The organism is Bacillus cereus group sp. MYBK79-1 (genome assembly GCF_051915365.1).
Taxonomy (GTDB): Bacteria; Bacillota; Bacilli; order Bacillales; family Bacillaceae_G; genus Bacillus_A.
This window is the reverse complement of record NZ_JBQAEO010000018.1, coordinates 1-24,764: the sequence shown is the minus strand read 5'-3', so window position 1 is coordinate 24,764 and position 24,764 is coordinate 1. Positions and strand designations below refer to the sequence as shown.

Here is a 24,764-nt window from a genome sequence, read left to right as displayed (position 1 = left end):
ACCGAATAATTTTTTTATAAAGGAGTAGATTAAATGGACATATTAAAAAACCGGAATTTCCTCTTACTATTTTTAGGGAGAATTTTTACGAACATAGGAGATAGCTTGTATTATGTAGCTGCAATGTGGCTCGTATATGAACTTAGTGGTAATCCTTTTTATTCTGGATTGGCTGGTTTCCTTACATTATTACCTTCTGCACTTCAATTTCTTACCGGTCCATTCGTTGATAGATGGTCAATTAAAAACACACTCGTCATCACACAAATTCTGCAATGCATCCTTATATTAATCATTCCTATTACACACTACTTCGATCTATTAACAGTTCAACTACTACTCATCATTATGCCCATCGTAGCCTTTATCGAACAATTCGCCTATCCCGCACAATCAAAAGCTTTACCACTTCTACTGCATAAAACACAATTATTAAAAGGAAATTCACTCTTCTCATTTGCATATCAAGGCATTGATTTAATTTGCACGACGCTTTCTGGCATATTAGTAGCACTATTTGGCGCAATCACTTTATATGTAATCGACTCTTTTACATTCGCGATTACTGCCCTTTTGTTCTTTTCATTAAAAATGCCAAAGCAAGCAGAAACCAATACATCACTTTCAACTAAACAATATTTCTCTGATTTAAAAGAAGGCTTTTCGATCGTCTTCCGTTCATTAATGGGAGTATTCTTAATTGGTACCGTTGTCGCTAATTTTTCAATCGGTATGACGATGGCCATACTCCCTTCTTTCGCTGATTCTTTAGGGGGCGTGAAATCATATGGCTTCTTCTTAGCTGCTATATCAGCAGGTAGTCTCATCGGTGCATTATTCAGTTCATGGGTTGGCAAACGGAATGTGGGCCGTGTTTCTATTATTGGCTTTACGACTGGCGCTATCTTTTGGTTTCTCTCTACCATTGTACCGTTTCAATGGCTCTCTATTTTCTTATTCGGCCTAGCTTGGATTCCAATTGGTGCAACCAACATATTATTTGCGACAATTAGTCAAATGGTAATTCCAAATCAATATATTGGACGCATTAACTCAGTCATGCGAAGTATGGGCACAATTGCTATGCCATTCGGTTCCTTAATTGGCGGATACACCGCAAATGTATTTAGTAGCCAACTCATTTTCGCGCTCGCTAGCATCGGGATTTTATTTATTTCTCTCGTATGGCTACTTCATCCGAAATTACGAGCTTTGCCGAAAGCTGATGAAATTACAGCGGATACTTTTGGAGTTCGGTTTAAGGAAGAGCGCGGGAAAGGTGCGGCTTTATAACAGGAACAAACATAACCCCGTTCTAAATTTGGGACGGGGTTAAAATGTAGTAATTTAATTTTGGATGTAAAAACCTTCACTAAAAATATAACAATAGCACCAACTAAAACGTTCAATTAACGATTTGATGGCCAAGACCCTTGCATTTTCCTTAATTGAATAATTTGGCCTGTATGATAAGCATCATGAAGCATGATGTCCAGTAATTTCCCCTCTAGTAAATTTTGCTCAAGCTCTTTTTCGGAAATTGCACTTAATACCTGTCTTAAATTACGCTGAGCATTTTTAGAACGTTCAACAACTTTCTTCCATTTCTCATCATCATTAGATTGCTCAGTAAGATAAAAGGTGTCATTACCGTCAAGATTATGTTTCCATTCACGGCCTTCTAAGTTTGCAGCAAGTCTCTCTTTGTAATAAATGAGATGATTAACGTTCTCCCAAATGGTTTTCGTTCCCTCACCAGATGGTTTCCACATAGCCTGTTCGGCTGTAAGTCCTTCTATAGCATGTTTAAACGGTGCATACCAACTCTCTTTTTCGAATGTTGCATCTAGTACGTTTAATAACACGTCAATTCGTTTCAAAGTAATTTCCTCCCTAAATAGTTACAGTCTCAATAAAATCCTTATAACTCTGTAGAGATTCTACATTTTCAAATAAACTTCCTCCTGAGCTCACTCCATAAACTCGTCCGATTATGTAATTAAAATGACTCGCATTTTTTCACTTTACACGTATACTAGAGACAAAAAAAGAAGAGGCCGTTCCCAAACAGCCTCTTCCATCTATTTCGGAAGCTCCACCTGAACAGTAGTCCCTTCCCCTTTTGTACTATACACTGAAACGTTTCCGTTATGCAGTTCAACAATTTTCTGCACAATCGATAATCCTAATCCACTACCTTCTACATTTCTCGCTCTTGCTGTATCCACCTTATAAAATCGATCAAATATACGGTCCATTTCTTCTTTTGCCATACCAATTCCGTTATCGGATATAGAGATAATGATACTAGACTCTAACTCTTCGACAAAAAACTCAATGGTCCCGCCATCGTTTGAAAACTTAATACTATTCGTAAAAACATTACTCCATACTTGATGAAGTAAGTTTTCATCCCCTTGTATTGTAATGTCCGGCACATCAAATTCAACAGCGATATCTTTTTCACGCCATTTCCATTCGAGCATAAAAATGACGTCTTTAATTTGTTTCTGCAAATTGAATTTTTTTATTTGCAACACTTTCTCTTCTTTATCTAATGACGCTAGCGTAAGTAACTGTTTACATAAACTAGACATTCGCTTGCTTTCGCCCTCAATAATTTGTAAGTAATGGTTTCTTTCTTCATCACTCATCTTTTCTGTTTGCAACGTCTTCGAAAAACCTTGTATAGAAGAAAGTGGTGACTGGAATTCATGTGAAACGTTCGAAACGAATTCTTGTCTCATTTCATCAAGTTCTTTAATACTTTTCGTCATCTTTTGGAAGCTTGTAGATAACGTTCCTATTTCATCTTTTCGTTTTACGTCTAATTCAATTTCATATTCACCACTCGCAATTTTTTGCGTAGCCTTCGTAAATTTACGAATCGGACGAACGATGTAACCAGCTGCAATCGCTATAAAGATAATACTTAATAGTACGATAAACCCAAGTAATACCGCTAGAAAAATTCGCATCTCGCCAAATTGGTTCTGAATGTCAGGACGAATAAATAATGCGTACTGTTTATCACCGTGTTGCACTGGTACACCGACGCTATTAATTAATTCATTATCGAAAAATCCTGTAATAAAGAGGCGCGTTGGATATGTGGAAACACCATTAAATGTCTCCCCCCGCAATACTTTATGAACGGTATCATCACTAATGGACGTCTTACGAAACGCATTACCGATACGCTTTCCATTCTTTTGATCATCGACAATATAAATTTCATATCCTAATTTTGCAATAGAATGTAAATATGCCTCTTGATTTCCTTCACTTTGCTTTTCATATAATGACTTAACTTCTTCCGCATACGTTAAAATCTTCTCACTGTTATACGGTTTTAACTTCACTTGATAATATACGTTCGTTAATAAAAAGCCGATAATACTACTAAGCAGCATAATACCGACTGTCATAAATACAAACCTAGAATATAGTGATTTCATTTTATTTCAACTCCAACTTATAACCGAGTCCGCGCACCGTTGTAATTTGAAAATCATCTGTTCGTTTTGAGAATCGATCTCGTAGTCTCTTCACATGAACATCAACTGTTCGTTCATCCCCTTCAAAATCCATTCCCCATACTAATTCAATTAGCTCTTCTCTTGAAAATGTTCTTCCAGGATAACTAGCAAGTTGTGATAATAATTCAAATTCCTTCAGCGGTAGTAAAATCGTCTGTCCGTTACTCTTCACTTCAACACCTTTACGATCAATTGTCGTTCCGTGAAGTGTAATAATGTCAGCACTCAGCATTTGATAACGGCGCAGTAATGCTTTCATACGGAAAATGACTTCAGCTGGCTCAAATGGTTTTACAATATAATCGTCCGTACCAGAAATGAATCCTTTTTCTTTATCAACTAACTGATCTTTCGCAGTTAATAAAATAACCGGTATATCATGATACTTCCGGATTTCCTCACATAACGTATAGCCATCAACAAACGGCATCATAATGTCTACTATCGCAAGATGAATATTTTCTTTCTCTAATACGCCTTGCGCTACCTTTCCATCTTCTGCTTCAAAAACTTTAAACCCCTCTTTTTGTAAATGATAATGCAACAACTCTCTAATATGCTTATCATCATCAGCTAATAAAATATGTATCATCTTCATTAAACCCTCTCTTGTTCATCCTTCTACATCCTTACCTTAAGAAACAATTGAATTTTTTGCAAGAAAAAGAAAAAGAATCTATTTTGAAAAAAGATTATTCAAAATAGATTCTTACGTTTTAGTATTAAGATTATTTTAATGAAAAATAAGTTCTAAGCTTTAGAAATATCAACAAATCCTTCTCCAAACACATCACGAACATCGTGTATAGCGATGAACGCAGCCGGATCCGTAGTTTGAACAATCCTCTTTAGCTTCACTACTTCTTGCTTATTAATAACAACATAAAGAATTTCCTTCGGCGTTTTCGTGTAATAGCCATGACCTGAGTACACAGTAACCCCTCTGCCCATTAACGTAGTGACCTTCCCAGCAATTTCATTCGGGTTATCAGAAATAATCGTAATAGCCTTCTTCGGATTTAAACCTTCAATTACAAACTCCATCACTTTCGTTGCTACATATAGCATAATAATTGTTATCATCAGTTTTTCTGCACCAATGATGAAATAAGATGAAAACGCAACGATTAAATCGAAGAACAGTAGACCGTAGCTAATGCTCCATCCTAAATATTTATGCGTCATCCTTGCTAAGATGGTAGTACCTGCAGTTGTTCCGCCAACACGAATAATAAGACCAATCCCGCATCCGATAAATATTCCTCCGAAAATGGCATTTACGAGCATTTCATCCGAGGCAATCGTCCATCCCTCTGTCAAATGAAGGAATAGCGAGTTCGTAACTACAGCGATAATCGTATAAATTGTTGTGATCTTATTTAAAAATTTATAACCGGCTATTAACAAAATCGCATTTAAAATTAAGTTAACTAAGCCCGGTGACCATTCAAATAAATAGTACGTAATAATCGTGATACCTGTTACCCCGCCCTCACCAAACTCGTTCGGGATAACAAACAAATTGACACCTAACGCAAAAAGAAATGCACCGATAATAATAAAAATAATGTCTGTCGTTCTTTTTTTCATACAGTACCTCACTTCTTATGTAAATATTTATTCTGCCATAAACTCTCACCATTATATCGTGGAATATTCAAATCGAACAGTGGTTTATTTTTATTTTAATATAGGGTAATAAATCAACCTCATCCCATATCCACATATCATTAAAAAGTAAAACAACTGTATTTATTATGTACTACAAGTAAAGTTTTGATTTCATATGCAATTCAGCCTAAAAAATGAAAAAATCAAATTTCACAATAGAAATAGAACCTTTAAATCTATATAATAAAATTAACAGTGGCATCTTAATACAGAAAGGTTTTGATAACATGCTAGGTATCGATGTCAAAAAAACAGATGAAGAATTAATTATTTCATGGCAACTAGCTAAGGTTCAAATTCCATTAAGTGATATTATTGAAGTTACAGAAGATGAAACTTATGCTGGTGTAGAAGAAGAAAACGTAATCAGAATTGGAACAGCATATGCTACAACAGATCGAATTTTAATCAAAACAGTAAAACAAAATTATCTATTATTTACGACGAATAGAGTAGCAGTTTTGAATAAAATCAATGCATAAGCATTAATTGAAAACACTTGTCTGTATAGGTTTATTCGATTCAATTGTATTCCCGGATTTTAAAAATTATTATAAATACAATGAAGTACCTTAGCCCCAAATATAAAATAAAGAAAAAAGTACTCAGCAAATTGTCATACACGCGACCATTTGCTGAGTACTACATGATACATTTATTATTTACAGGAGTCTAATTAAGACCAAATCCAAACATCATCATTATTTTCAACGTTGCTCTTTACTTTATGAACTTTTTCAATATGGTCAACTGTGTTCCAGTTAATAGAACTTCCGCCCCAGCCTACATACTTCATATCAATTTTCACTTTCTCACCCGTATTAAATACTTGTCCCTTTGTTAAGAAAACATCAATAATAACTTTCTTCCCGTTTAGCGATGGATACTCCACTACGACATATTTAGTAGCACCGTCTCCCTCATCTTCCATCGTTGCTACTTTTGATACTTCCCCAATTACATAATCAGGTGAGCCATCTTCTTTCATATGCATACCTAACTTGTTTGTTGTATTTTCAACTGCAGTTGCAATCATATATTCCGTAAAATTACGCATCATAGATCCAGTAGCTTTTACTTCATCTCCTACTTTCACATTTGAAAGTGAATCCATATATACACTAACAGGTTCCTCATATTGCTTAGATTTAACAACAATTACACCGTTATCTACTTCTACTACTCGTCCTTCTAACGTCGAGAAATTCGATTCAATAGAAGCTGCACTCGCTTTTGTTACTTCTAGTCCTGGTAAATTTGTTCCTGATAATGCTGCGATTCCTAAAGCACCTGCTAATATTAATTTTTTCATACCCATTATGAAACATCTCCATTCATGATGATTTTATTTTTGATTGGATACGACCAACATGTAACTATTATAGTTACATGTTGTACGAAATAGCAACCATCTTTCTTATGCAATGTTGCATAAGAAAGATGGTTTTTAAATATATTCAACACAAATGTTAAATTCTTGCATCACAGCAGGTAAACGGATTGATGATGAAGAAAATAAATGTGATGCATCATATTTATCAATGCTACAGTTTGTATAATTGTAGTCCATTACATTATGTAAGAGAAAGAAACAGTAAACAAAAACATAGACAAAAGTAGGCAAAGTAGTTATTTACACAAGAGTATCAAATCCAGGTCAGAAAGATGATTTAGAAAATCAGGTTGAGTTTCGCAAATGCACGAGGGATGATTGTAGATAAAGTTATCAAAGATATTGGTAGCGGATTAAACTACAAAAGAAAACAGTGGAATAACCTGATTGACAGTTGTATGGAAAGAAATATTTCGACGATCATCATTGCACACAAAGATAGATTTGTATGTTTTGGATATGATTGGTTTGAAAAGTTTCTTCGTAAAATGGGAGTGGAAATTATGATTGTTAACAATGAAAAACTATCTCCTCAAGAAGAACTTGTTCAGAATTTAATTTTATCATTCATGTATTTAGCTGTAGAATATATGGGTTGAGAAAATACAAAAAGAAAATGTCGGAGGATGAAGACTTATGAAAAGAGCATATTTAATAGAAATCAAACCGACAACTGAACAAATTAGTAAAATCCGTCAAACTATTGGGGTGTGTCGATATGTATATAACCTGTATATTTCTAAAAATAAAGAGGCATATGAGTCGGGTGGGGAATTTCTTAGTGGTTATGACTTTTCCAAATGGCTAAACAACATTCATACAAAAGAATGTGACCAGTGGATTAAAGAAGTGTCGAGCAAAGCGGTAAAACAAGCGATTATGAATGGAGATAAAGCTTTTAAGCGATTTTTTAAAGGTTTATCTAAGTTTCCACGATATAAAAAAAAGAAGAAGCAAGATGTGAAGTGCTACTTTCCGAAAAACAACAAAACAGATTGGACAGTAGAAAGACATAGAGTAAAAGTTCCTACAATTGGTTGGATAAGGTTAAAAGAGTATGGATATATTTCAAAAAATACAACTGTAAAAAGTGGTACAGTATATCAAAGAGCAGGAAGATACTATGTGTCTATACTCTGTGAAGTGAAAGAAGTAAAATCAAATGTAACTCTAAATGCAGTAGGTCTAGGAATTGATTTGGGAATTAAAGACTTTGCTGTACGTAGCGATGGAAAAACTCACAAAAATATAAATAAAACAGTACAAGTAAAAAAGATAGAAAAACGGTTAAAACGTGAACAACGCTCTTTATCACGCAAATTTGAAAATATAAGAAAGAGAGGTGAACAACCTGCTGTTAATAAGAGAGCGAATATAGATAAAAACATTCTTAGGGTGCAAAAACTACATGCTAGGCTAGCAAATATTCGATTAGCGTATGTAAAGTCTATTGTAAATGATGTGGTGAAAACCAAGCCAACGTTTATTACAGTAGAAGATTTGAATGTGAAAGGTATGATGAAGAACAAACATCTATCTAAAGCTGTAGCACAACAATGTTTTTATGCTTTTAAAACATTGTTAACAACGAAATGTAGGGAATATGGAATTGAACTACGGCAAGTGGACAGATTCTATCCATCTTCTAAAACATGTTCATGTTGCGGTCAAAAAAAGTCGGATTTAAAGCTGTCTGACCGAGTATATACATGTGATTGTGGAAATGTAATAGACAGAGATTTAAATGCATCTATCAACCTTTTACAAGCAAAAAAATATACAATACTAACGTAAATAGATTGTATATATGTACGGTGGGCTACATCGGAATTTACGCCTGTGGAGTGTCACAGCAAACTGTAGTAGCAAGTGATTAGCGAGGCAGGGCACGTAGAAGCAGGAATACTCTAAGAATATACATTTGTCTATATTGTTAGTAGCAGCGGAGTTCATATGTTAAAGAAACCAAACAGATTACAGCCAGGTGATATCGTGGCAACAGTAAGTCCTTCATGGGGAGGCGCAGGCGATTCTGAGATAAGATGGCGTTATGAACAAGGAGTAAAGAGATTAGAAGAAGTTTTCGGCCTTACGGTTGTCCCAATGCCAAATAGTTTAAAAGGTAGCGAATACCTTTATAACAACCCAGAGGCCCGTGCGGAAGATTTAATGACAGCATTTAAAGATACGCGCGTGAAAGCAATTATTGCGAATATTGGCGGTGAAGATAGCATCCGTTTACTCCCTTATATAGATTTTAATGTGATACGTGAAAATCCGAAAATTTTTATGGGGTACTCTGACGTTACTGTTTCACACTTATTTTGTCATAAAGCAGGAATTTCCTCTTTTTACGGTCCAGCCATTTTAACTGATTTTGCCGAAAATGTAGAGATGGATCCATATACAGTTGAAATGGTAAATCGAACTCTCTTTTCAAATGAAACGATTGGCAAAATTCAACCGGCTCCTGAATGGACAAGTGAGCGGTTAGAATGGATAGATGTCAATAAGGATACAAGGCGTACGATGCAACAAAACAAAGGATATGAGCTACTTCAAGGCTCTACCACTGTACAAGGGCGTTTAATTGGTGGTTGTATAGAAGTATTGGAATTTGCAAAAGGAACGGAACTTTGGCCTGAGAAAAAACATTGGGAGAATTGTATCCTTTTCTTTGAAACTTCTGAAGATCATCCAGAACCAAGTTATATAAAATATTGGTTACGAAATTATGCAGCGCAAGGCATTCTGCAAAAAGCAAAAGGCATTATTTTTGGTAAACCAAAAGACGAAGCATATTATGAAGAATATAAACACGAAATACTGCAAGTTATGAAGGAACATAACTTAGAAGATTTGCCGATTCTTTATAATTTAAATTTTGGCCATACCGAACCGAAGTTGATTTTACCTTACGGTGCGATGGCAGAAATTGATTGTGAAAATGGATCTTTTTCTATTTTGGAGAGTGGCGTAGAGTAAAATGAAATAAGTGTGGGGATTCCCCTCACACTTATTTCACTTCGTCCCTCCTCCTACTAATCACAGAATAATCCCCGAAAAACTCCCCTTCATAACTTCTTTTTCAAATTGATTCCTACATGTAAACATCGCAATAATCTTTGTACGATTTTTTTCATCAGACTCAAATTGTTCAATGGTTACGTCACAACGAATCGTATCACCGCTATAAACAGGACGTAAAAATTCAAAATCCATCTTGCGAGCTAGTACGTTATAATCGCCTCCAATTTTTGTAGGCAGCGTTGATGTTAACAGTCCTTGTACAACAAATCTCCCCTGCTCATCCGGTGTAACATGATGAACACCTTCATCTTTAGATACTTCCGTAAATACAACATCATCTTCTTTTGTAAAAGTTCGTTCAAAGGTGATTTTTTCGCCTACTTGCAATTTCATCCATACCCCTCCTCAAAAACACTTATAACATAAGAAAAACCGAAAATAAAAATCATTTCGGTTTTTCAATCTAAAGAAGTCTATTTATCCCGCTTTAATGGGCAGTAAGACCCCCACCTCAAAATTCAGCGAAAACAAAGAAGTTAGGTGTGGGATCAACTGCCCATAAAAGTCCGATTGGTGAGGGCTAATAATCAGTGGGGGATGAAGAAAACCCCCACTGATTAAAGTTTCACTTTATTTTAAAGAATGTACAAACAACCCACTACGCAGTTTCGGTTCAAACCACGTTGATTTTGGCGGCATAACTTCTCCAGCGTCTGCGATTGATAATAAAGCTTCCATTGAAGTCGGATATAGCGAGAACGCTGCTTTATATGCACCGCTATTTACAAGGCGCTCTAGTTCCTCTAATCCGCGAATTCCTCCGACAAAATCAATACGTGAATCAGATCGCGGGTCGTGTATTTCAAGTACTTGGCTTAATAAATGATCTTGCAGAATAGATACATCTAAACCTTTAACGAGATCATTCGCATCAAACGTTTCCTCTTTCACTGTGAGTCTATACCATTTCTCGTTTACATACATACCAAATGTTTTTGGGTCATTTGGTTTATATGGAGAAACAGATGCTTCTTCTACATAAAAGTATTGTGCAATTTGTTTTAAAAACTGTTCTTCTGATAAGCCGTTTAAATCTTTCACAACTCGGTTATAATCCCAAATAGATAACTCATCGTGTGGGAATAAAACAGATAGGAAGAAATTAAATTCCTCTTCTCCTGTGTAATTCGGATATTGTTCTCTTCGCATGAGCCCTACTTTTGCTGCTGATGCAGAGCGGTGATGTCCGTCTGCAATGTACAAGTTAGGGATATCTTCAAATAAGTTTACTAAACTTGCAATTACTTCTTTATCAGTTATTTTCCAAGCAACATGCTTAACGCCGTCTTCTGCTGTAAATGTATAGATTGGCGTATGTTCTTCTTTCCAGCTGGCAACGAAACTCTTTATCTCTTCTTTTGTACGATACGTTAAAAAGATAGGACCTGTATTTGCATCACACACATCTACGTGACGAATACGATCTAGTTCTTTTTCATGACGTGTTCTTTCATGTTTTTTAATTGTATCATCTTCATACTCATCGATAGATGTACAAACGACAAGGCCTGACTGCGTTCTTCCTTGCATCGTCAGTTCATAAATGTAAAGTGCTGGCTCTTCGTCTTGAATAAATACTTCTTCTCGTATCAATCGATTTAAATTTTCACCCGCTTTTTCATATACGCGATCATCATACGGCGAAAGTGCCGGGTCTAAATCAATTTCTGCTTTATCAACGTGTAAGAAAGAATATGGATTCCCTTTTACAACCTCTCTTGCTTCTTCACTATTTAATACGTCATACGGTAAAGCTGCAACTTCCGCTGCTTTTTCTTCTACTGGACGAATGGCCCGAAACGGTCGGATTTTTGCCAATTCCCTCTCTCCTTTACACAATCATTCGAACGGCTACAACACCTGTAATTTCGCTTATATTTTCCACAATATTCTCTTTTATTATATCATCAATTCCGTTATCAATATCAATCATTGTGTACGCCCAAGAATGTTTACTACGATTAATCATATCAGCAATATTAATATGATGTTCTGCTAAACATCCTGTAATTTGTCCTACCATGTTCGGAACGTTTTGATGCATGATTGTAATACGTTTCTTTCCGATATAAGGAAGTTCTACGTTTGGATAGTTTACTGCATTACGAATATTTCCTGTCTCTAAATATTCACGTAATTGACGTGCTGCCATGACTGCACAATTTTCTTCCGATTCAGACGTAGATGCACCAAGGTGAGGCGTCGCTGTTACGTTTTTCATTTTAATCACATTTTCATTCGGGAAGTCTGTTACGTAATGCGTAATAATATCTTCTTCTAACGCTTTTTGAAGAACATTTTCATCTACAAGTTCTCCTCTAGAGAAATTGAATAGACGCATACCTTTTCTCATCTTCTCTACAGCATGTTCACCAATAATTCCCTTCGTTTGATTCGTAAGAGGAATATGAAGGGTAATATAATCACATGTTGCGAAAATTTCATCTAAACTAAATGCTCTTTGCACTTGCGTAGAAAGGCGCCATGCAGTTTCAACTGAAATGTAAGGATCGTATCCGACAACGTCCATCCCTAAAGCTAACGCATCATTCGCAACTAAAGCACCGATTGCGCCAAGTCCGATAACCCCTAGACGTTTCCCTGCAATTTCTGATCCAACAAATTGTTTTTTTCCTGATTCAACAAGCTGAGGTACTTCTTCGCCCTCTAAATTTTTCGTCCAGCTTACCCCATTAATAATGTTACGTGAAGATATAATAAGGCTGGCGATAATAAGTTCCTTTACTGCATTGGCATTCGCTCCTGGTGTGTTAAATACTACAATTCCTTTTTCTGTACAGCGATCGACAGGAATATTATTTACACCAGCACCAGCTCTTGCAATCGCCTTTAAGTCTTTTGAAAATTCTTCTTGATGTAAAGAATAGCTGCGAAGTAAAATACCGTCTGGGTGGTCCATTCTATCCCCTACTTCATAACGCTCTCCGCTAAGTACTTGCAAACCTTTTTCTGCAATTTGATTTAACGTTTGAACACGAAACATATCCCCATCTCCCTATCTATTCTCAAGCTCAAATTCCTTCATATAATTTACTAATTGCTGTACGCCGTGTGCTGGCATCGCATTGTAAATACTTGCACGCATACCACCGACTGAACGATGTCCTTTTAGCGTAACAAGACCGCGTTCTTTCGCTTTTTGTAAAAACTTATTGTTCAGCTCTTCTGACGGTGTTGTAAACGGAATGTTCATAAGTGATCGATACGTAGGATCAACTGGTGAAGTAAACAATTTTGATTCATCTAAGAAATTGTAAAGAAGTGAAGATTTTATTCTATTCTGTTTTTCAATCGCAGATACTCCGCCTTGCTCTTTCAACCACTCTAGTACAAGTTTCGTTACGTAAATACTAAAGGACGGCGGTGTATTATATAAGGAGTTATTTTTGCTGTAAGTTTCATAGTTTAACATCGTAGGACAAGAGCGCTCTGCTCCTCCAATTAAATCTCTTTTTATAATCGCAATCGTTAAGCCCGCTGGCCCTAAATTCTTTTGCGCACCCGCATATATAAGGCCAAACTTCGAAACATCGTATTGTTCTGATAAAATATTTGAGGACATATCCGCAACGAGCGGTACTTTATCTACATGTGGAATATCCACATATTTCGTCCCCTCAATTGTATTGTTCGTTGTAATATGTACATAATCTAGTTTTTCATCGCTCAATAAACCATCCAGTTTAGGAATTGTAGTAAACTTCTCTTTTTCAGAAGAAGCAATCACTTGTACTTCCCCTACTTTTTCAGCTTCTTGCAGCGCCTTTTTAGACCATGAGCCAGTCAACACGTACCCTGCTTTTTTATACGTATTCATTACATTTAACGGTATCATAGAGAATTGTAATGACGCACCGCCTTGTAAAAACAATACTTCGTAATCATCAGGAATGTTCATTAGTTCACGAAGCAAGTTACCCGCTTCATCTATAATACTTTGAAAATAAGAAGATCGATGACTCATTTCCATAATTGACATGCCTGTCCCGTTATAATTTACAAGCTCCTTTTGCACTTTCTCTAAAACTGGCAAAGGGAGTATTGATGGTCCAGCTGAAAAATTATACACTCTCTCCATCACCCTGAAAACCTCCCTATTTCTCATTTTATTATTTTTTAAACTTTCTGAATTATAACCTAAAATATAATACATGGTCAATTTGTTTTCTATTATTACGGCGTAAGACGCAATGGAATCGCTTGCATGTGTAAACTATATTTTTATAATCATACAAAAGAGTGTTAAGTACATAATCGTACTTAACACTCTAGTAATAAAAGAATAATAGCTAATTGTCCGTAAAGAACCGATCAAAAATTTGATAAATAGCAGAAAGACCAAAGAGCCAATAAATAGTGTCCACAAGCGCCGGCATTGAACCAAACCATTTCTCAACTACATTGTAATCTAACGCTACAAACAACCAATTCAAACCGCCAAGAATCACCAAAATTACTGTAAGGTAAGACAAAAATTTCATTATGATTGCCCCCTAGGTGATAAGATGGTGAAAGGCCTTTCACTAGAAATATATGTGGTAAAATTCAAAACTTACCTATTTAATAAAAATTATTTTCGGTACCAGCCGTTAATAACTGCCTCTGCTTCTTTACTATGTATTTGATACGCATGCGTACTATTGTGAGAGCCAATAAACCAAATAGAAAAACCTTTAAAATATGGTTTCGGTTCTAATACATCACGGTAAGCGCGCCATCCATTTAATTGTACGTCTTTTGAAAACACATTAGAAACATCTGGATTCCACGGATTTTGTAGTCCGAGTTCACGCGCTGGAACGTTAAATCCACCAAAGTAAACCGGTTTTCCTGTTGCTTTATGTAACTGTTCCAATTGCTGAACAACATTTTGTCCACGGTTATATACTGTCGTCGCAAATAAACTTTGCTTCACTTCTTCGTATGTTGGATTTCTTTTTCCCGAAACTTCAAACCAACTATCGATACTTACAATATCTACCTTTTTTAAATATGGACGATTGATTTTCTCTACAAACTTCGCTTCATAAGAAGCATCCCAACTTGCTGTTAACCACCAATTCATTTGATACAAAACATTTCCTTTATACTGCTGACGGACGAAATCAATCGTATCGCTCCAATATCCTTCTGCATATTCCATATTCACGAAATTAGAGGCAATCTTAAGTCCATACACATTGTATTTACTTGTAATCGAATTAAAGATGTCTTGTAAAATAACCGTTTTCCAATTCCAGAAGAAATCATTAATATTACTCGGATTCCATTCCGTTTCTCCAACATTTCCTTGCTGAATATATGGGAACGGTTCCACTATCACTTGAATATTACGCTTTAATAATTCCTGAATTAAAATAATAGCCTGTTGCTTTTGCGCTTGATTAATTACCATGTTCGTAGAAGTTACATTCGGAATATCTACCTGAATCGGTACATTTACTGTATTTAAATTTAAGCGCTCTACATCAGCTAACACTTTCGCCACATTTCCAACTTCCCATACCGTTACATTTCCTGATTTGATTTTTCCAGATTGAACAGTATTTACATCCGCCTGTACATTTCCTTGAAAACAAAAAGAAAATAGCATAATAAACACTCCTAAAAAACTTACTAAACTCTTATTTTTCTTCACAACTTTTCCCCCTATAATTTTTGGCATTCTTGCTTATTCTATACAATATTTCACATATATTCCACAAGAATATTTAATGAAATTTCATCAATAAAAATGCTATTCATCCTTTATTCACACCTTATTTATACTAACCTCCTAAAAATAGTAAGGTAAATAAAAAAGGAGCTTATTTCCGCTCCTTTTTTATCTTTTGACAATTGAAGTTATTGAATTTTCTCTGTTAATCTAATCACATCTGTTTTTTCGCATAAACAAATTTTTATACTCATAAATGTAGCAAAAATTTTTTATCTACATTCTTTTTTGTATTAATCTTACATTTAATTAATTTTTTATCTTTATAGTTAATAATTCCTTTCTTCTTTCAAAAATCACACCATTATACAAATATATTCTTAACTGTGTACAAAGTAATAATTACTTCATGAATATTATACCTATAATTCATTCTTTTAGTTAAAAAATAAAGAAGGGAGAGAGATACGTATATTATCCAAGTGTTCATTAAATCGGGATTTAACGAACACTTGAAAGATGTAAGTTAAACTTTCCTCCTATCTTAGATGTTTTAAAAAGACATGAAAGTAGGAACTATTTGGACAAGAAATTTTAAACTAAAATTTTATAGAACTAAATATAGTTAGTCTTGTTGTTTCATTACTACAAAGTTTTATACTAGCATTTTATTTTTAACATTAATAATTAAGGTCCTTAAGCGAACACAGTTACAAGAAGGTTGTAGACTGTCTTGCTAAAATAAATAAAAACTGCATAAACTTGTTTTTAAATTTAAAACGACAAAAGGAATGAATGTTCATTCCTTTTGTCGTTTTATTATTTTTATGCTCTTCTTTTTTGAAACGCAGAAACACCATTTTCCATATAATATTTGATTAAAGATAACCAGACACTAGAATTAGGATTTGGGCTTTTTCCTTTACTCATTCTTTCTAATTGTTGTTCATACCAACCTACTTCTAGCATAGCAGCTTTTGCATCTACCCATTTCAATCCCGTCCGGATAGGTTTAATCTTTACCGTTTTATATTTACCTTGAAAAATTTGATTCGGAAGATCTGGTACTAATGCAAATGCTTTTCCTATACCTACCATATCTATTGCGCCACTACTAATTGCTTCTATCATACTTTCTTCAGAACGAAATCCTCCTGTTACTACTAATGGAGTTGAGATTAATTTTCTCGCCTTATCAGCATAATCTAAGAAATAAGCTTCTCGTTTTTTTGTACGCTCGTTAGTATTTTCAACAAACATCTTTGGATTTTCATAATTGCCCCCTGAGACTTCAATCAGGTCAATTCCAATTTCGGACATTTTTTGGAGAACCAACATGGATTCTTCTTCTGTAAATCCACCGCGTTGAAAATCAGCAGAGTTCAATTTGAGGCCAATAGGAAATTCTTCCCCTACTTGATTTCGCATCTCAAAATAAATTTCTACTAAAAATCTCATCCTATTCTCTATACTTCCACCCCATTTGTCAGTACGTTGGTTATGATGAGGTGATAAAAATTGATTAATTAAATATCCATGTGCAGCATGAATTTGAACGCCTGTAAAACCAGCTTTTTTTGCGATTCTAGCTGCATTCCCAAAACGTTTAATTATGTCTTGAATTTCTTCTTGATTAAGAGCGCGTGGTGGGTTAAAGAAATTTTTAAGATTTCCAGTAAGCGGAATGGCACTTGGTGCTACTGGCTGACTAGACAATGCTTTGGGTGATTGTTTTCCAGGATGGTTTAACTGCATCCAAAGGTGTGTTTTATTTCTTGTACCAGCCATTGCCCATTGTTTTAGCATATCTAAATTTGCCTCATCTTCAATAACAACATTACCCGACTCACCTATCGCATTTCTATCAATCATTACATTTCCTGTTACAAGAAGACCAGCTCCTCCATTTGCCCATGTTTCATATAACGTAACGAGTGCTTGGGTTGGATTGTGATCTTTGGGTGCAAAATTCTCACTCATTGCAGCTTTATAAAAACGATTCTTAATTATTGTACCGTTTGATAATTGTAAAGAATTCGCTAAAATAGTATTATTCTTCATGTTAATTACTCCTCATTCATTTTTCTATATCAATCGCTGTAGTCATTTGTAGCACTTTATTACTTTTTACTACAAATAAAAGCATTATTAGTAACCCTGCTGTTGTTAAGTAGCTCCTATCTATAAAATTACTTAGGTTTTTAAAATAATTAGTCTTCAGATTTATTTAGAGAAGGCCAATCATTCATCATAATTTCTTCGATGTGTCCGACTAAACGTTTAAGGAGTCTAATCGTGCTTTTATTAGGATCTAAGTAATAATAATTCTTTGTTCCAACACGATGAAAACTAACTACTTTTACATCTTTTAAAATTTTTAAATGATGTGAGACTGCTGGCCGAGATAAATGAGTTCTTTGGGTTATTTCACCAACACGCATTCCTTCCTCACACCCTGCAGCCATTAAAGCAATAATTATGGATTGCCTTGTTTGATCTCCAATTGCAGTTAATACACCCTGACATTCTTGGAATTCTATTGCGAGTGTATCGAATTCCTCTGTATTTTTCATGAATACACCTCTACTTGTCCAACGGTTTAAACTAATGAGCCATCAAATCGAAACATATATTTCAGCAAAAATATATCGAGAAAGAGATTCAGGCCCCAAAATAAATGAAGTATATATCTTTATAAGAACATTAATAGGGAACACCACTTTTTCATAGGTTTTATCACTACTCATTATTTATACACTGTCTTTACACACAAAAATTTTGACATGAATATTTCTAAAGCTTTAATGTTGAAATGAATATTCTCTTGTTCAATGGTTCATGTACACAAACCATATTAGCATAGTTGTTTTAAAATAGATTATTGGGAAAGAAAATCGAGACCATTAAAAATTTTACGGTATAAAATAATAGTGAATATTCCCCCTACTAAAAAAAGTGCTCCTCAATGAATTTAGGAGCACTTTTTATGAAAAATTATTTTTAATAAGGGTTCTTTTTTACCCTGCAAGTACATATTCAAATTTTATTTGGAAATAGATTTCGTAAGGTTTTCCCTCATAATGCAGATTACTTAGAGTATAATAATAAAATCAATATATCACTTGAATATTTTATTTTAATTGGCTAAGTAGTTTAGAGTTTCTTGTCTCAAGTTTAAGGAGTTTAGACTTTCATGTCTTTCTACATGTACAAAGACGTGAAACTCTAAACTATTTAGAAAAGAAACTCTGAACTTGCACTTTTAGATATTGGCTGGGATAAAAACGTATCGACAAAATTTATGGTAATGTCTATTTATCAACGATTGTTCATGAGATTTTAGTTTAGACTTTTATGTTTTTCTACAGGTGTAGAAAGACATAAAACTGGGTGATTTTTTATAAAGGTATTGCATTGGTTATATATCTACGTACATTTTCAGCATGATTTTCAGTAGCAAATCTATTAATTAAAAGAGAACCTTATTTCTGTACAGTTGCGTATAACGGTAATTTCTAAAATAAAAAAATGACGTAAGGAATGATTAAGGAAGTTTATGATAAAATTAGATAGAGTTTGTAAAAAGTGTATTTAAACTAAGCCCCCGATAATTGAATAAGATAGAATAAAACTCTAAGGCATGGGATAGCCTTAGAGTTTTATTATTTTTGATGCTTCTTTTTTCCATTAAGTGATTATTCTGGTTAACATGAAAAAATTGCTAGGTTTAACAAACTCTTAGCGATTTTTTATGTTTAAATCTTGTGTCTGTTAAAAGTTCTTTGAGTTAATTCAATAAAATCTTCCAATGGAGGAGTCATCCATTTATCCTTATGCCAAGCGATATGTGTGAAAATAGGAGGAATATTATTATCCCATTTTAATTCCACCATTCTCCCCATTTTAATATCTTTTTCAACAACCATTGTAGGCAATGCAGCAATTCCTAATCCTGCAATCACACATTGTTTTATGGCTTCGATACTACCAAATTCAAACTTATTTACTGGGTAGACTTTTGCTGAGTGACAAGACTTTTCTAAAAGAGTACGGTAGGAGCAACCACTTTCGGTTAATAGCAATGTTTCATGCTCAATATCTTTAAGATAAACCTCTGACTTCGAAGCTAATGGATGGTTTGGAGCAGCCACCATCTTGATATCTTCTTGTATCAAAGGTTTTATCGTTAAAGCTTCTTCAGGTTTCGTTATATCCATAATGAAGGCAATATCAAGCATACCATTCATTAGTTGCTTTCTAGCCAACTCGTCAGAATGAGCTGGTTTAAATATTAACTTTACATTAGGGTATCGATCTTTAAATTCTTTTAATATGGTAGGTAACCTATAAGTACATTGACTTTCTTGTGCTCCGATGATAAGGGTGCCAGAAGGTTCTTTATTTCCACTGATGGCCATTTTTGCTTCTTCATTTAGTTTAATGATTTTTTCCGCATATATTTTAAATTCTTTTCCTGCCTCGGTTAATGTTAGGCGTTTACCTAAGCGTTCAAATAAAGGTTTTTCTAGCTCTTCTTCTAATGCTTTAATTTGGGCTGTCACACTAGATTGAGCAAAGTTTAATATACTAGCTGTTTTGGTAAAATTAAGAGTTTCGGTAGCCGTCTTAAAAGTGATGAGTTGTTTAATATCCATATTCGTCTCCCTCCTAAATCGAAAATATCGATTGAACTAAACGAAATAATCTATTTTACTGATTTATATATGTAGTTTAGGCTATAAATTATAAACAGTCAAAAAAGGAGTGGAATAATTATGAGTATTGCAGTTATTTACGGAGGTACTCGCCCAAATGGAAATACAGAGACGTTAACTAAACGTTCTATTAAGGATCTCGAAGTAGATTCCATTTACTTAAGGGATTACAATATTAAACCAATAGATGATATGCGCCACACTGAAGACGGCTTTCAGGATGTTGATGATGATTATAACTGCCTAATATATCGAATGGTGCACCACGATATTCTCATATTTTCGACACCGATTTATTGGTACAGTATGACAGGAACAATGAAGAACTTTATTGATCGATGGTCCCAAACAATGAGAGAGCCTCAATATAATGACTTTCGAAAAATCATGTCTAAGAAAAAGGCCTATGTAGTTGCAGTTGGGGGAGATTCTCCTTTTATAAAAGGATTACCATTAATTCAGCAATTCACCTACATCTTTGACTTTGTTGGTCTACCTTTTGAAGGATATATTATTGGGAAAGGAAATAAACCTGGAGATATATACAAAGACCAGGAAGCTTTTTATGCAGCTGATCAATTACATGAAACATTAAACTTCTTATCGTCTTCCTCTTATACAAAAAAAGAAGCAAAAAGAGAAGTGTGAAAGGGGAATAAAAAGTGCTAAAGACACAAATGAAATTCAACGTTTATTATATAACTTATCTAACACTCGGGGTTATTTGGGGCACTAATTTTCTTTTTATGAAATGGGCCGCCGTTCATATTGATCCTTTACAAATTGTGTTTCTAAGAGTTTTAGCCGGTTTTATTCCTGTATTTCTTTATGCACTTATTAAACGTCAAATAAAGTTAAATCATATAAAATATATACACCACTTTCTAATTATGTCCATCCTCGCAACTATCATTTACTATTATTGTTTTGCGAAAGGTACAGCATTGTTGAATTCTGGAGTAGCTGGGGCTTTAAGTGGGTCCATACCGATTTTTTCTACAATCATGACCTTCTTTGTTTTAAAAGAAGAAAAGGTAACTGTTAAAAGAGTAGTCGGAGTTATTGTAGGATTAATTGGTGTGTTACTTATTGCGAGACCATGGGAAAACGGAGATACAGCTCTTGACGTTAAAGGTGTCATATATATGTTAATAGGGTCTCTCAGTGTTGGTGCCTCTTTTGTATATGCAAAAAAATATTTAACAAAAATCAATATTTCTCCCGCAGCTTTAACGAGTTACCAGGTAGCCATTGCAATCATTATACTTGGTCTCTTTGGAGATTTACAAGGTATAGAGAATATTCAATCAGACTCAGTTGCGTTGATTGGTGTATTAGTGGGACTAGGAGTTCTAGGAACAGGACTAGCTTACATTCTTTATTATGTTCTCGTCAATAATTTAGGGGCAATAATAGCCTCCACAGTAACCTATATACCACCTGTAATATCCTTATTAATCGGCGCACTGTTAGCAAACGAAATCATTTTGATGAGTGATTGGAGTGCCATGATCATCATTTTATTTGGAGTATATATAATGAACAAAAAGGAAGGATTTGATAGTGATTTGCTCCATAATCGGGAGCATTAGTTCAATTATCTATTGGCAGTAATTATTATCTTGCCCTTCCAAAATAGGGCGCTTTAACGTGGCAACGAAAAAAGCCTAATTTCTCAATATAAACGTTGAGAAATTAGGCTTTTTAATACGGGAATTTCCTTAACGTTGTAAATCCGCATTTTCCTGACGCTACCCCTAATAGAGCATTTAAATCCTAACTTCTCAATTTTATCTACACTTTCTTATCTGCCAACGAAACATTAGATACAATTATCAATCTATTTCCCTTTTAGGCTCTACCAACATGATGTGGGATTCCTTTTCAGTGAAAGGTTTAATCTCAACGCCTCTCGGGACAATAAACATCTCGCCCTTAGAAATTTTCACCTGTCCATCACGAAAATCGATGAACATCTCCCCTTCAAGCACAATAAATAGCTTATCCGTATTAGGATGCTCATGCCATATAAAATCTCCATTAGCCTTAAAAAGCTGAATTTGATCATCATTCATTTCACCAATCACTTGTGGATACCAATAATCGTTAATTTTAGACAACTCGTCATTTAGTTTAATAGGTTGGTAATGGATAATAATCCCTCCTCATTTATAACTTCCATTATATCACAGTAATCTAGGTGAAAAAGTCGTCATTACGCTTAAAAAGAAAATGCTCAGGCCAGAACTTTTCATTCAGATAGTACAAAGGAGTGATTTCAATGAAAGTTTTTTCAATCCAATGTTTCCTTTAACTCTCCATAAGTATAGAACAGTGATTTTCAAATAAGAATGGACCCCTGTTGACATTAGTATGGATTATTGATGAACTTCTCGCGATATTTAGTAGGCGAAATGCCAACTCGTTTCTTGAAAACTCTACTAAAATATAAAGGGTCTGCGATTCCAACAGCCTGCGCAATTTGTTGTACAGGCACACCACTTGTACATAACATTTTTTGAGCCATCTTTATACGATAGTTCAATAAATATTCTACTGGCCCCATACCTGCATGCTTTCTAAACACGTAAGAAAGACGATTTCGATTAACATTATTTTGTTCTGTAAGTATATTTATTGTAATATCTTTATAATAGTATTTATGAACATAACTAGATATTCGTTCGAATAAAGTATGCGACTCATAGTTGTTTTCTCTATTGACAACACTTAATAAAGCTTCATTCAACGCTTCGCGAAACAGCATTTCGGTCTGAAACATCGAAATGCCTCCACGCTGATTATACACATCCCAAAGACGCATAAGTAATTCGACAAGACGAGGAGATTGCCCTGTTAATAATTCAAAATGCTGATGAGTAAAGCCAGAGTCTTCTCGTTCTGAATTGCTTATCCGATATAAAACAAGAATATATTCCCAGTTTATTTCACCAAGCATTTTATGGGCTAATGTCATTTTTGCACCCCCATGTATAACTTTTCCAGGGGAAAGGGTATACGGCGTACCATTAAATTGAAATTGCGTCTTCCCTGTAAGTGGAAATACAAATCCTGGGAAAGAATCTGTAGACTCAGCACAAGGCACACCTGGATTTTTAGCATAACGATATACTCCTTCTACTCGGAAAGGATTATTGGCAAGATACTCTGCTAACTCATTCACGTCCAACTTCACAATGCACGCCTCATTTCAATAATAGTTTTCTTGTAATTCGCGACATTAATTAGTGTACATTCTGGGCAACGCTAACTAAAAATAGTACATACGACTTAACAAGATTTGGTTACTAACCTATAAATATATTGTTTTTCATTTATTTAGTCTACTGTTAAGCAGCTTTATTGAAAGTCAGAAGTTTAACCTTTATATATTCTACAAAAACTTATCTAATCCCTTTTTATTTCAAATTTATATTAATAGCTCTGATATAAGAGTTAGATATTAAAATTGAAACCAGCTCCTAAAAATTCAACGTATAGTAGTTAAAATTTCATTGTGTTTGCAGCTAGTTTTAAAAAGTCCCCACTTGGTTGTTATCTGTATGTGAAAAAGTATCCATTTTCTTGTCCCGATATGCGGACAAGAAAATGGATACTAAATAAACTTTCACCGTAGATAATTCAACATATTATACTATAAAATAAGTTCCTACTTTCATGTCTTTTTGCAGATGTACAAGGACAAGAATCTCTAAACTATATAGACAAGAAAGTCTAAACTTTCAATTTGATGTATTTGTTAAAGCAAGAAACTATAAACTTAATGTTAAAAAATTAATTGTCTATGGTAATGTAATCGTAATTAAGTAAAATCATTAATTCATACAAAAATAAAGCTCAGATTCATTTAAGAACTATAAGCTTTATTGAATACTATTAATAATGTTTTTTATTTATGCAAACATTAAATGTCAGCTTAAGATTTTTCAGTTGATAGTATTATTCTCTCAAATCTTCGTGTTGTCACGTCTTTGCGCTTAGCAACCACACGATAACTAAAACTGAGATTATTATTTCCTCCTTGTTGTTCTTGAACTTCAAAGTTAGTAGGAGTTTTTTTACTAATGAATAGACCTTTTGAGTCACCTTCGGGTGTTAGAAATACATGGTAGTTATTATTTTGTATTAGCATTGTAAATTCTGCATCAAGTTGAATGGTAGCTAAACCATTTACCAATTCACCTATTCCAAAGTCCTCAAACCAACTTTCAGGACTCTCTATACAGTAAAAAGTTCGATATGACCCATCTGGATGTGGAACGATAGCAGCCTTTATTCCTGTTGCGTTGAAATTACCATTAATTAATAAATTTCCATTTAAAGTACCAGATACATCTGAACGAAGAAATTGGGTAGAATTAAGTCCATCTAAAAGATTTGCATCTTCACAAAATTCACAGGTTCCATCTGCTCCAGTAGGTCCAGTATCTCCTGTTGTTCCAGTAGGCCCGGTATCTCCTGTTGTTCCAGTAGGTCCAATATCTCCTGTTGCTCCGGTAGGCCCGGTATCTCCTGTTGTCCCAGTAGGTCCAGTATCTCCTGTTGCCCCGGTAGGCCCGGTATCTCCTGTTGTTCCAGTAGGTCCAGTATCTCCTGTTGCTCCGGTAGGCCCGGTATCTCCTGTTGTTCCAGTAGGTCCAGTATCTCCTGTTGCTCCG

At 34.7% G+C, this 24,764-nt stretch carries 23 protein-coding genes and 1 pseudogene; 7 read left to right on the top strand and 17 right to left on the bottom strand.

What is annotated here, in order from left to right; translation table 11 throughout:
• The first annotated feature begins 33 nt into the window (after positions 1-33).
• A complete protein-coding gene (locus ACTFOB_RS22120; RefSeq protein ID WP_440029407.1) occupies positions 34-1,293 on the top strand; it encodes an MFS transporter in 1,260 nt (419 codons plus the stop codon).
• 116 nt (positions 1,294-1,409) lie between these two features.
• Here ACTFOB_RS22120 and ACTFOB_RS22115 read toward each other — a convergent pair whose 3' ends face one another.
• The 4 genes from ACTFOB_RS22115 to ACTFOB_RS22100 all read right to left on the bottom strand — a co-directional run bounded on the left by ACTFOB_RS22115 (position 1,410) and on the right by ACTFOB_RS22100 (position 5,129).
• Positions 1,410-1,880, bottom strand: a complete 471-nt coding sequence (locus ACTFOB_RS22115) for a DinB family protein (RefSeq protein WP_440029409.1) — start codon at positions 1,878-1,880, stop codon at positions 1,410-1,412.
• A 201-nt stretch (positions 1,881-2,081) separates the two neighbouring features.
• Positions 2,082-3,458, bottom strand: a complete 1,377-nt coding sequence (locus ACTFOB_RS22110) for a sensor histidine kinase (RefSeq protein ID WP_440029411.1) — start codon at positions 3,456-3,458, stop codon at positions 2,082-2,084.
• Between the two features lies 1 nt (position 3,459).
• Positions 3,460-4,137 (bottom strand): response regulator transcription factor, encoded by a 678-nt coding sequence (locus ACTFOB_RS22105; protein WP_440029413.1) that lies wholly within the window; start codon positions 4,135-4,137, stop codon positions 3,460-3,462.
• A gap of 152 nt (positions 4,138-4,289) precedes the next feature.
• Entirely contained in the window at positions 4,290-5,129 is an 840-nt protein-coding gene (locus ACTFOB_RS22100) for a YitT family protein (RefSeq protein ID WP_000747488.1), read from the bottom strand.
• 308 nt (positions 5,130-5,437) lie between these two features.
• Between ACTFOB_RS22100 and ACTFOB_RS22095 the strand changes: the two genes are divergently transcribed.
• The gene (locus ACTFOB_RS22095; protein ID WP_029438938.1) at positions 5,438-5,692 is read left to right on the top strand and encodes a SunI/YnzG family protein; all 255 of its coding nucleotides are present in this window, start codon (positions 5,438-5,440) and stop codon (positions 5,690-5,692) included.
• A 194-nt stretch (positions 5,693-5,886) separates the two neighbouring features.
• On the opposite strand, the gene ACTFOB_RS22090 is transcribed toward ACTFOB_RS22095, so the two are convergent.
• Positions 5,887-6,528: a hypothetical protein gene (locus ACTFOB_RS22090; protein ID WP_440029416.1), complete on the bottom strand. Its 642-nt coding sequence runs from the start codon at positions 6,526-6,528 to the stop codon at positions 5,887-5,889.
• Positions 6,529-6,832: 304 nt separating this feature from the next.
• Between ACTFOB_RS22090 and ACTFOB_RS22085 the strand changes: the two are divergent.
• The 3 genes and pseudogenes from ACTFOB_RS22085 to ACTFOB_RS22075 all read left to right on the top strand — a co-directional run.
• Positions 6,833-7,243 (top strand): annotated as a pseudogene (locus ACTFOB_RS22085) (IS607 family transposase); the annotation flags it as partial.
• The gene (locus ACTFOB_RS22080) at positions 7,240-8,397 is read left to right on the top strand and encodes an RNA-guided endonuclease InsQ/TnpB family protein (RefSeq protein WP_440032739.1); all 1,158 of its coding nucleotides are present in this window, start codon (positions 7,240-7,242) and stop codon (positions 8,395-8,397) included. The pseudogene ACTFOB_RS22085 and the gene ACTFOB_RS22080, both read left to right, overlap by 4 nt.
• Before the next feature lie 159 nt (positions 8,398-8,556).
• Positions 8,557-9,588: a S66 family peptidase gene (locus tag ACTFOB_RS22075; protein ID WP_440030048.1), complete on the top strand. Its 1,032-nt coding sequence runs from the start codon at positions 8,557-8,559 to the stop codon at positions 9,586-9,588.
• Positions 9,589-9,648: 60 nt separating this feature from the next.
• Here ACTFOB_RS22075 and ACTFOB_RS22070 read toward each other — a convergent pair whose 3' ends face one another.
• The 9 genes from ACTFOB_RS22070 to ACTFOB_RS22030 all read right to left on the bottom strand — a co-directional run bounded on the left by ACTFOB_RS22070 (position 9,649) and on the right by ACTFOB_RS22030 (position 20,025).
• Positions 9,649-10,026: an enoyl-CoA hydratase gene (locus tag ACTFOB_RS22070; RefSeq protein ID WP_440030050.1), complete on the bottom strand. Its 378-nt coding sequence runs from the start codon at positions 10,024-10,026 to the stop codon at positions 9,649-9,651.
• 237 nt (positions 10,027-10,263) lie between these two features.
• Entirely contained in the window at positions 10,264-11,511 is a 1,248-nt protein-coding gene (locus ACTFOB_RS22065) for a DUF1015 domain-containing protein (protein ID WP_440030052.1), read from the bottom strand.
• Positions 11,512-11,524: 13 nt separating this feature from the next.
• Entirely contained in the window at positions 11,525-12,697 is a 1,173-nt protein-coding gene (locus ACTFOB_RS22060) for a 3-phosphoglycerate dehydrogenase family protein (RefSeq protein WP_440030054.1), read from the bottom strand.
• Between the two features lie 12 nt (positions 12,698-12,709).
• Positions 12,710-13,792 (bottom strand): 3-phosphoserine/phosphohydroxythreonine transaminase, encoded by a 1,083-nt coding sequence (serC, locus tag ACTFOB_RS22055; protein WP_440030056.1) that lies wholly within the window; start codon positions 13,790-13,792, stop codon positions 12,710-12,712.
• Between the two features lie 211 nt (positions 13,793-14,003).
• Positions 14,004-14,195, bottom strand: coding sequence for a DUF378 domain-containing protein (locus ACTFOB_RS22050; protein ID WP_000670800.1), 192 nt, complete (start codon positions 14,193-14,195; stop codon positions 14,004-14,006).
• Positions 14,196-14,284: 89 nt separating this feature from the next.
• Positions 14,285-15,352, bottom strand: a complete 1,068-nt coding sequence (locus tag ACTFOB_RS22045; RefSeq protein ID WP_440030058.1) for a glycoside hydrolase family 113 — start codon at positions 15,350-15,352, stop codon at positions 14,285-14,287.
• Positions 15,353-16,195: 843 nt separating this feature from the next.
• Entirely contained in the window at positions 16,196-17,431 is a 1,236-nt protein-coding gene (locus ACTFOB_RS22040; protein ID WP_440030061.1) for an NADH:flavin oxidoreductase/NADH oxidase family protein, read from the bottom strand.
• A gap of 149 nt (positions 17,432-17,580) precedes the next feature.
• Positions 17,581-17,943: a metalloregulator ArsR/SmtB family transcription factor gene (locus tag ACTFOB_RS22035; protein WP_327889649.1), complete on the bottom strand. Its 363-nt coding sequence runs from the start codon at positions 17,941-17,943 to the stop codon at positions 17,581-17,583.
• Positions 17,944-19,125: 1,182 nt separating this feature from the next.
• On the bottom strand, positions 19,126-20,025 hold the full coding sequence (locus tag ACTFOB_RS22030) for a LysR family transcriptional regulator (RefSeq protein WP_000351941.1): 900 nt from the start codon (positions 20,023-20,025) through the stop codon (positions 19,126-19,128).
• Positions 20,026-20,145: 120 nt separating this feature from the next.
• On the opposite strand from ACTFOB_RS22030, the gene ACTFOB_RS22025 reads away from it, so the two are divergent.
• Both ACTFOB_RS22025 and ACTFOB_RS22020 read left to right on the top strand, forming a co-directional pair.
• Entirely contained in the window at positions 20,146-20,733 is a 588-nt protein-coding gene (locus ACTFOB_RS22025; RefSeq protein ID WP_440030065.1) for a flavodoxin family protein, read from the top strand.
• A gap of 14 nt (positions 20,734-20,747) precedes the next feature.
• Positions 20,748-21,677, top strand: a complete 930-nt coding sequence (locus ACTFOB_RS22020; RefSeq protein WP_440030067.1) for a DMT family transporter — start codon at positions 20,748-20,750, stop codon at positions 21,675-21,677.
• Between the two features lie 243 nt (positions 21,678-21,920).
• Here ACTFOB_RS22020 and ACTFOB_RS22015 read toward each other — a convergent pair whose 3' ends face one another.
• The 3 genes from ACTFOB_RS22015 to ACTFOB_RS22005 all read right to left on the bottom strand — a co-directional run.
• Complete coding sequence (locus ACTFOB_RS22015) at positions 21,921-22,160, bottom strand: cupin domain-containing protein (protein ID WP_427228587.1); 240 nt, start codon at positions 22,158-22,160, stop codon at positions 21,921-21,923.
• Between the two features lie 293 nt (positions 22,161-22,453).
• A complete protein-coding gene (locus ACTFOB_RS22010) occupies positions 22,454-23,281 on the bottom strand; it encodes a helix-turn-helix transcriptional regulator (RefSeq protein WP_440030068.1) in 828 nt (275 codons plus the stop codon).
• Positions 23,282-24,022: 741 nt separating this feature from the next.
• On the bottom strand, positions 24,023-24,764 hold a 742-nt coding region (locus tag ACTFOB_RS22005; protein ID WP_440030070.1), incomplete at its 5' end, for a hypothetical protein.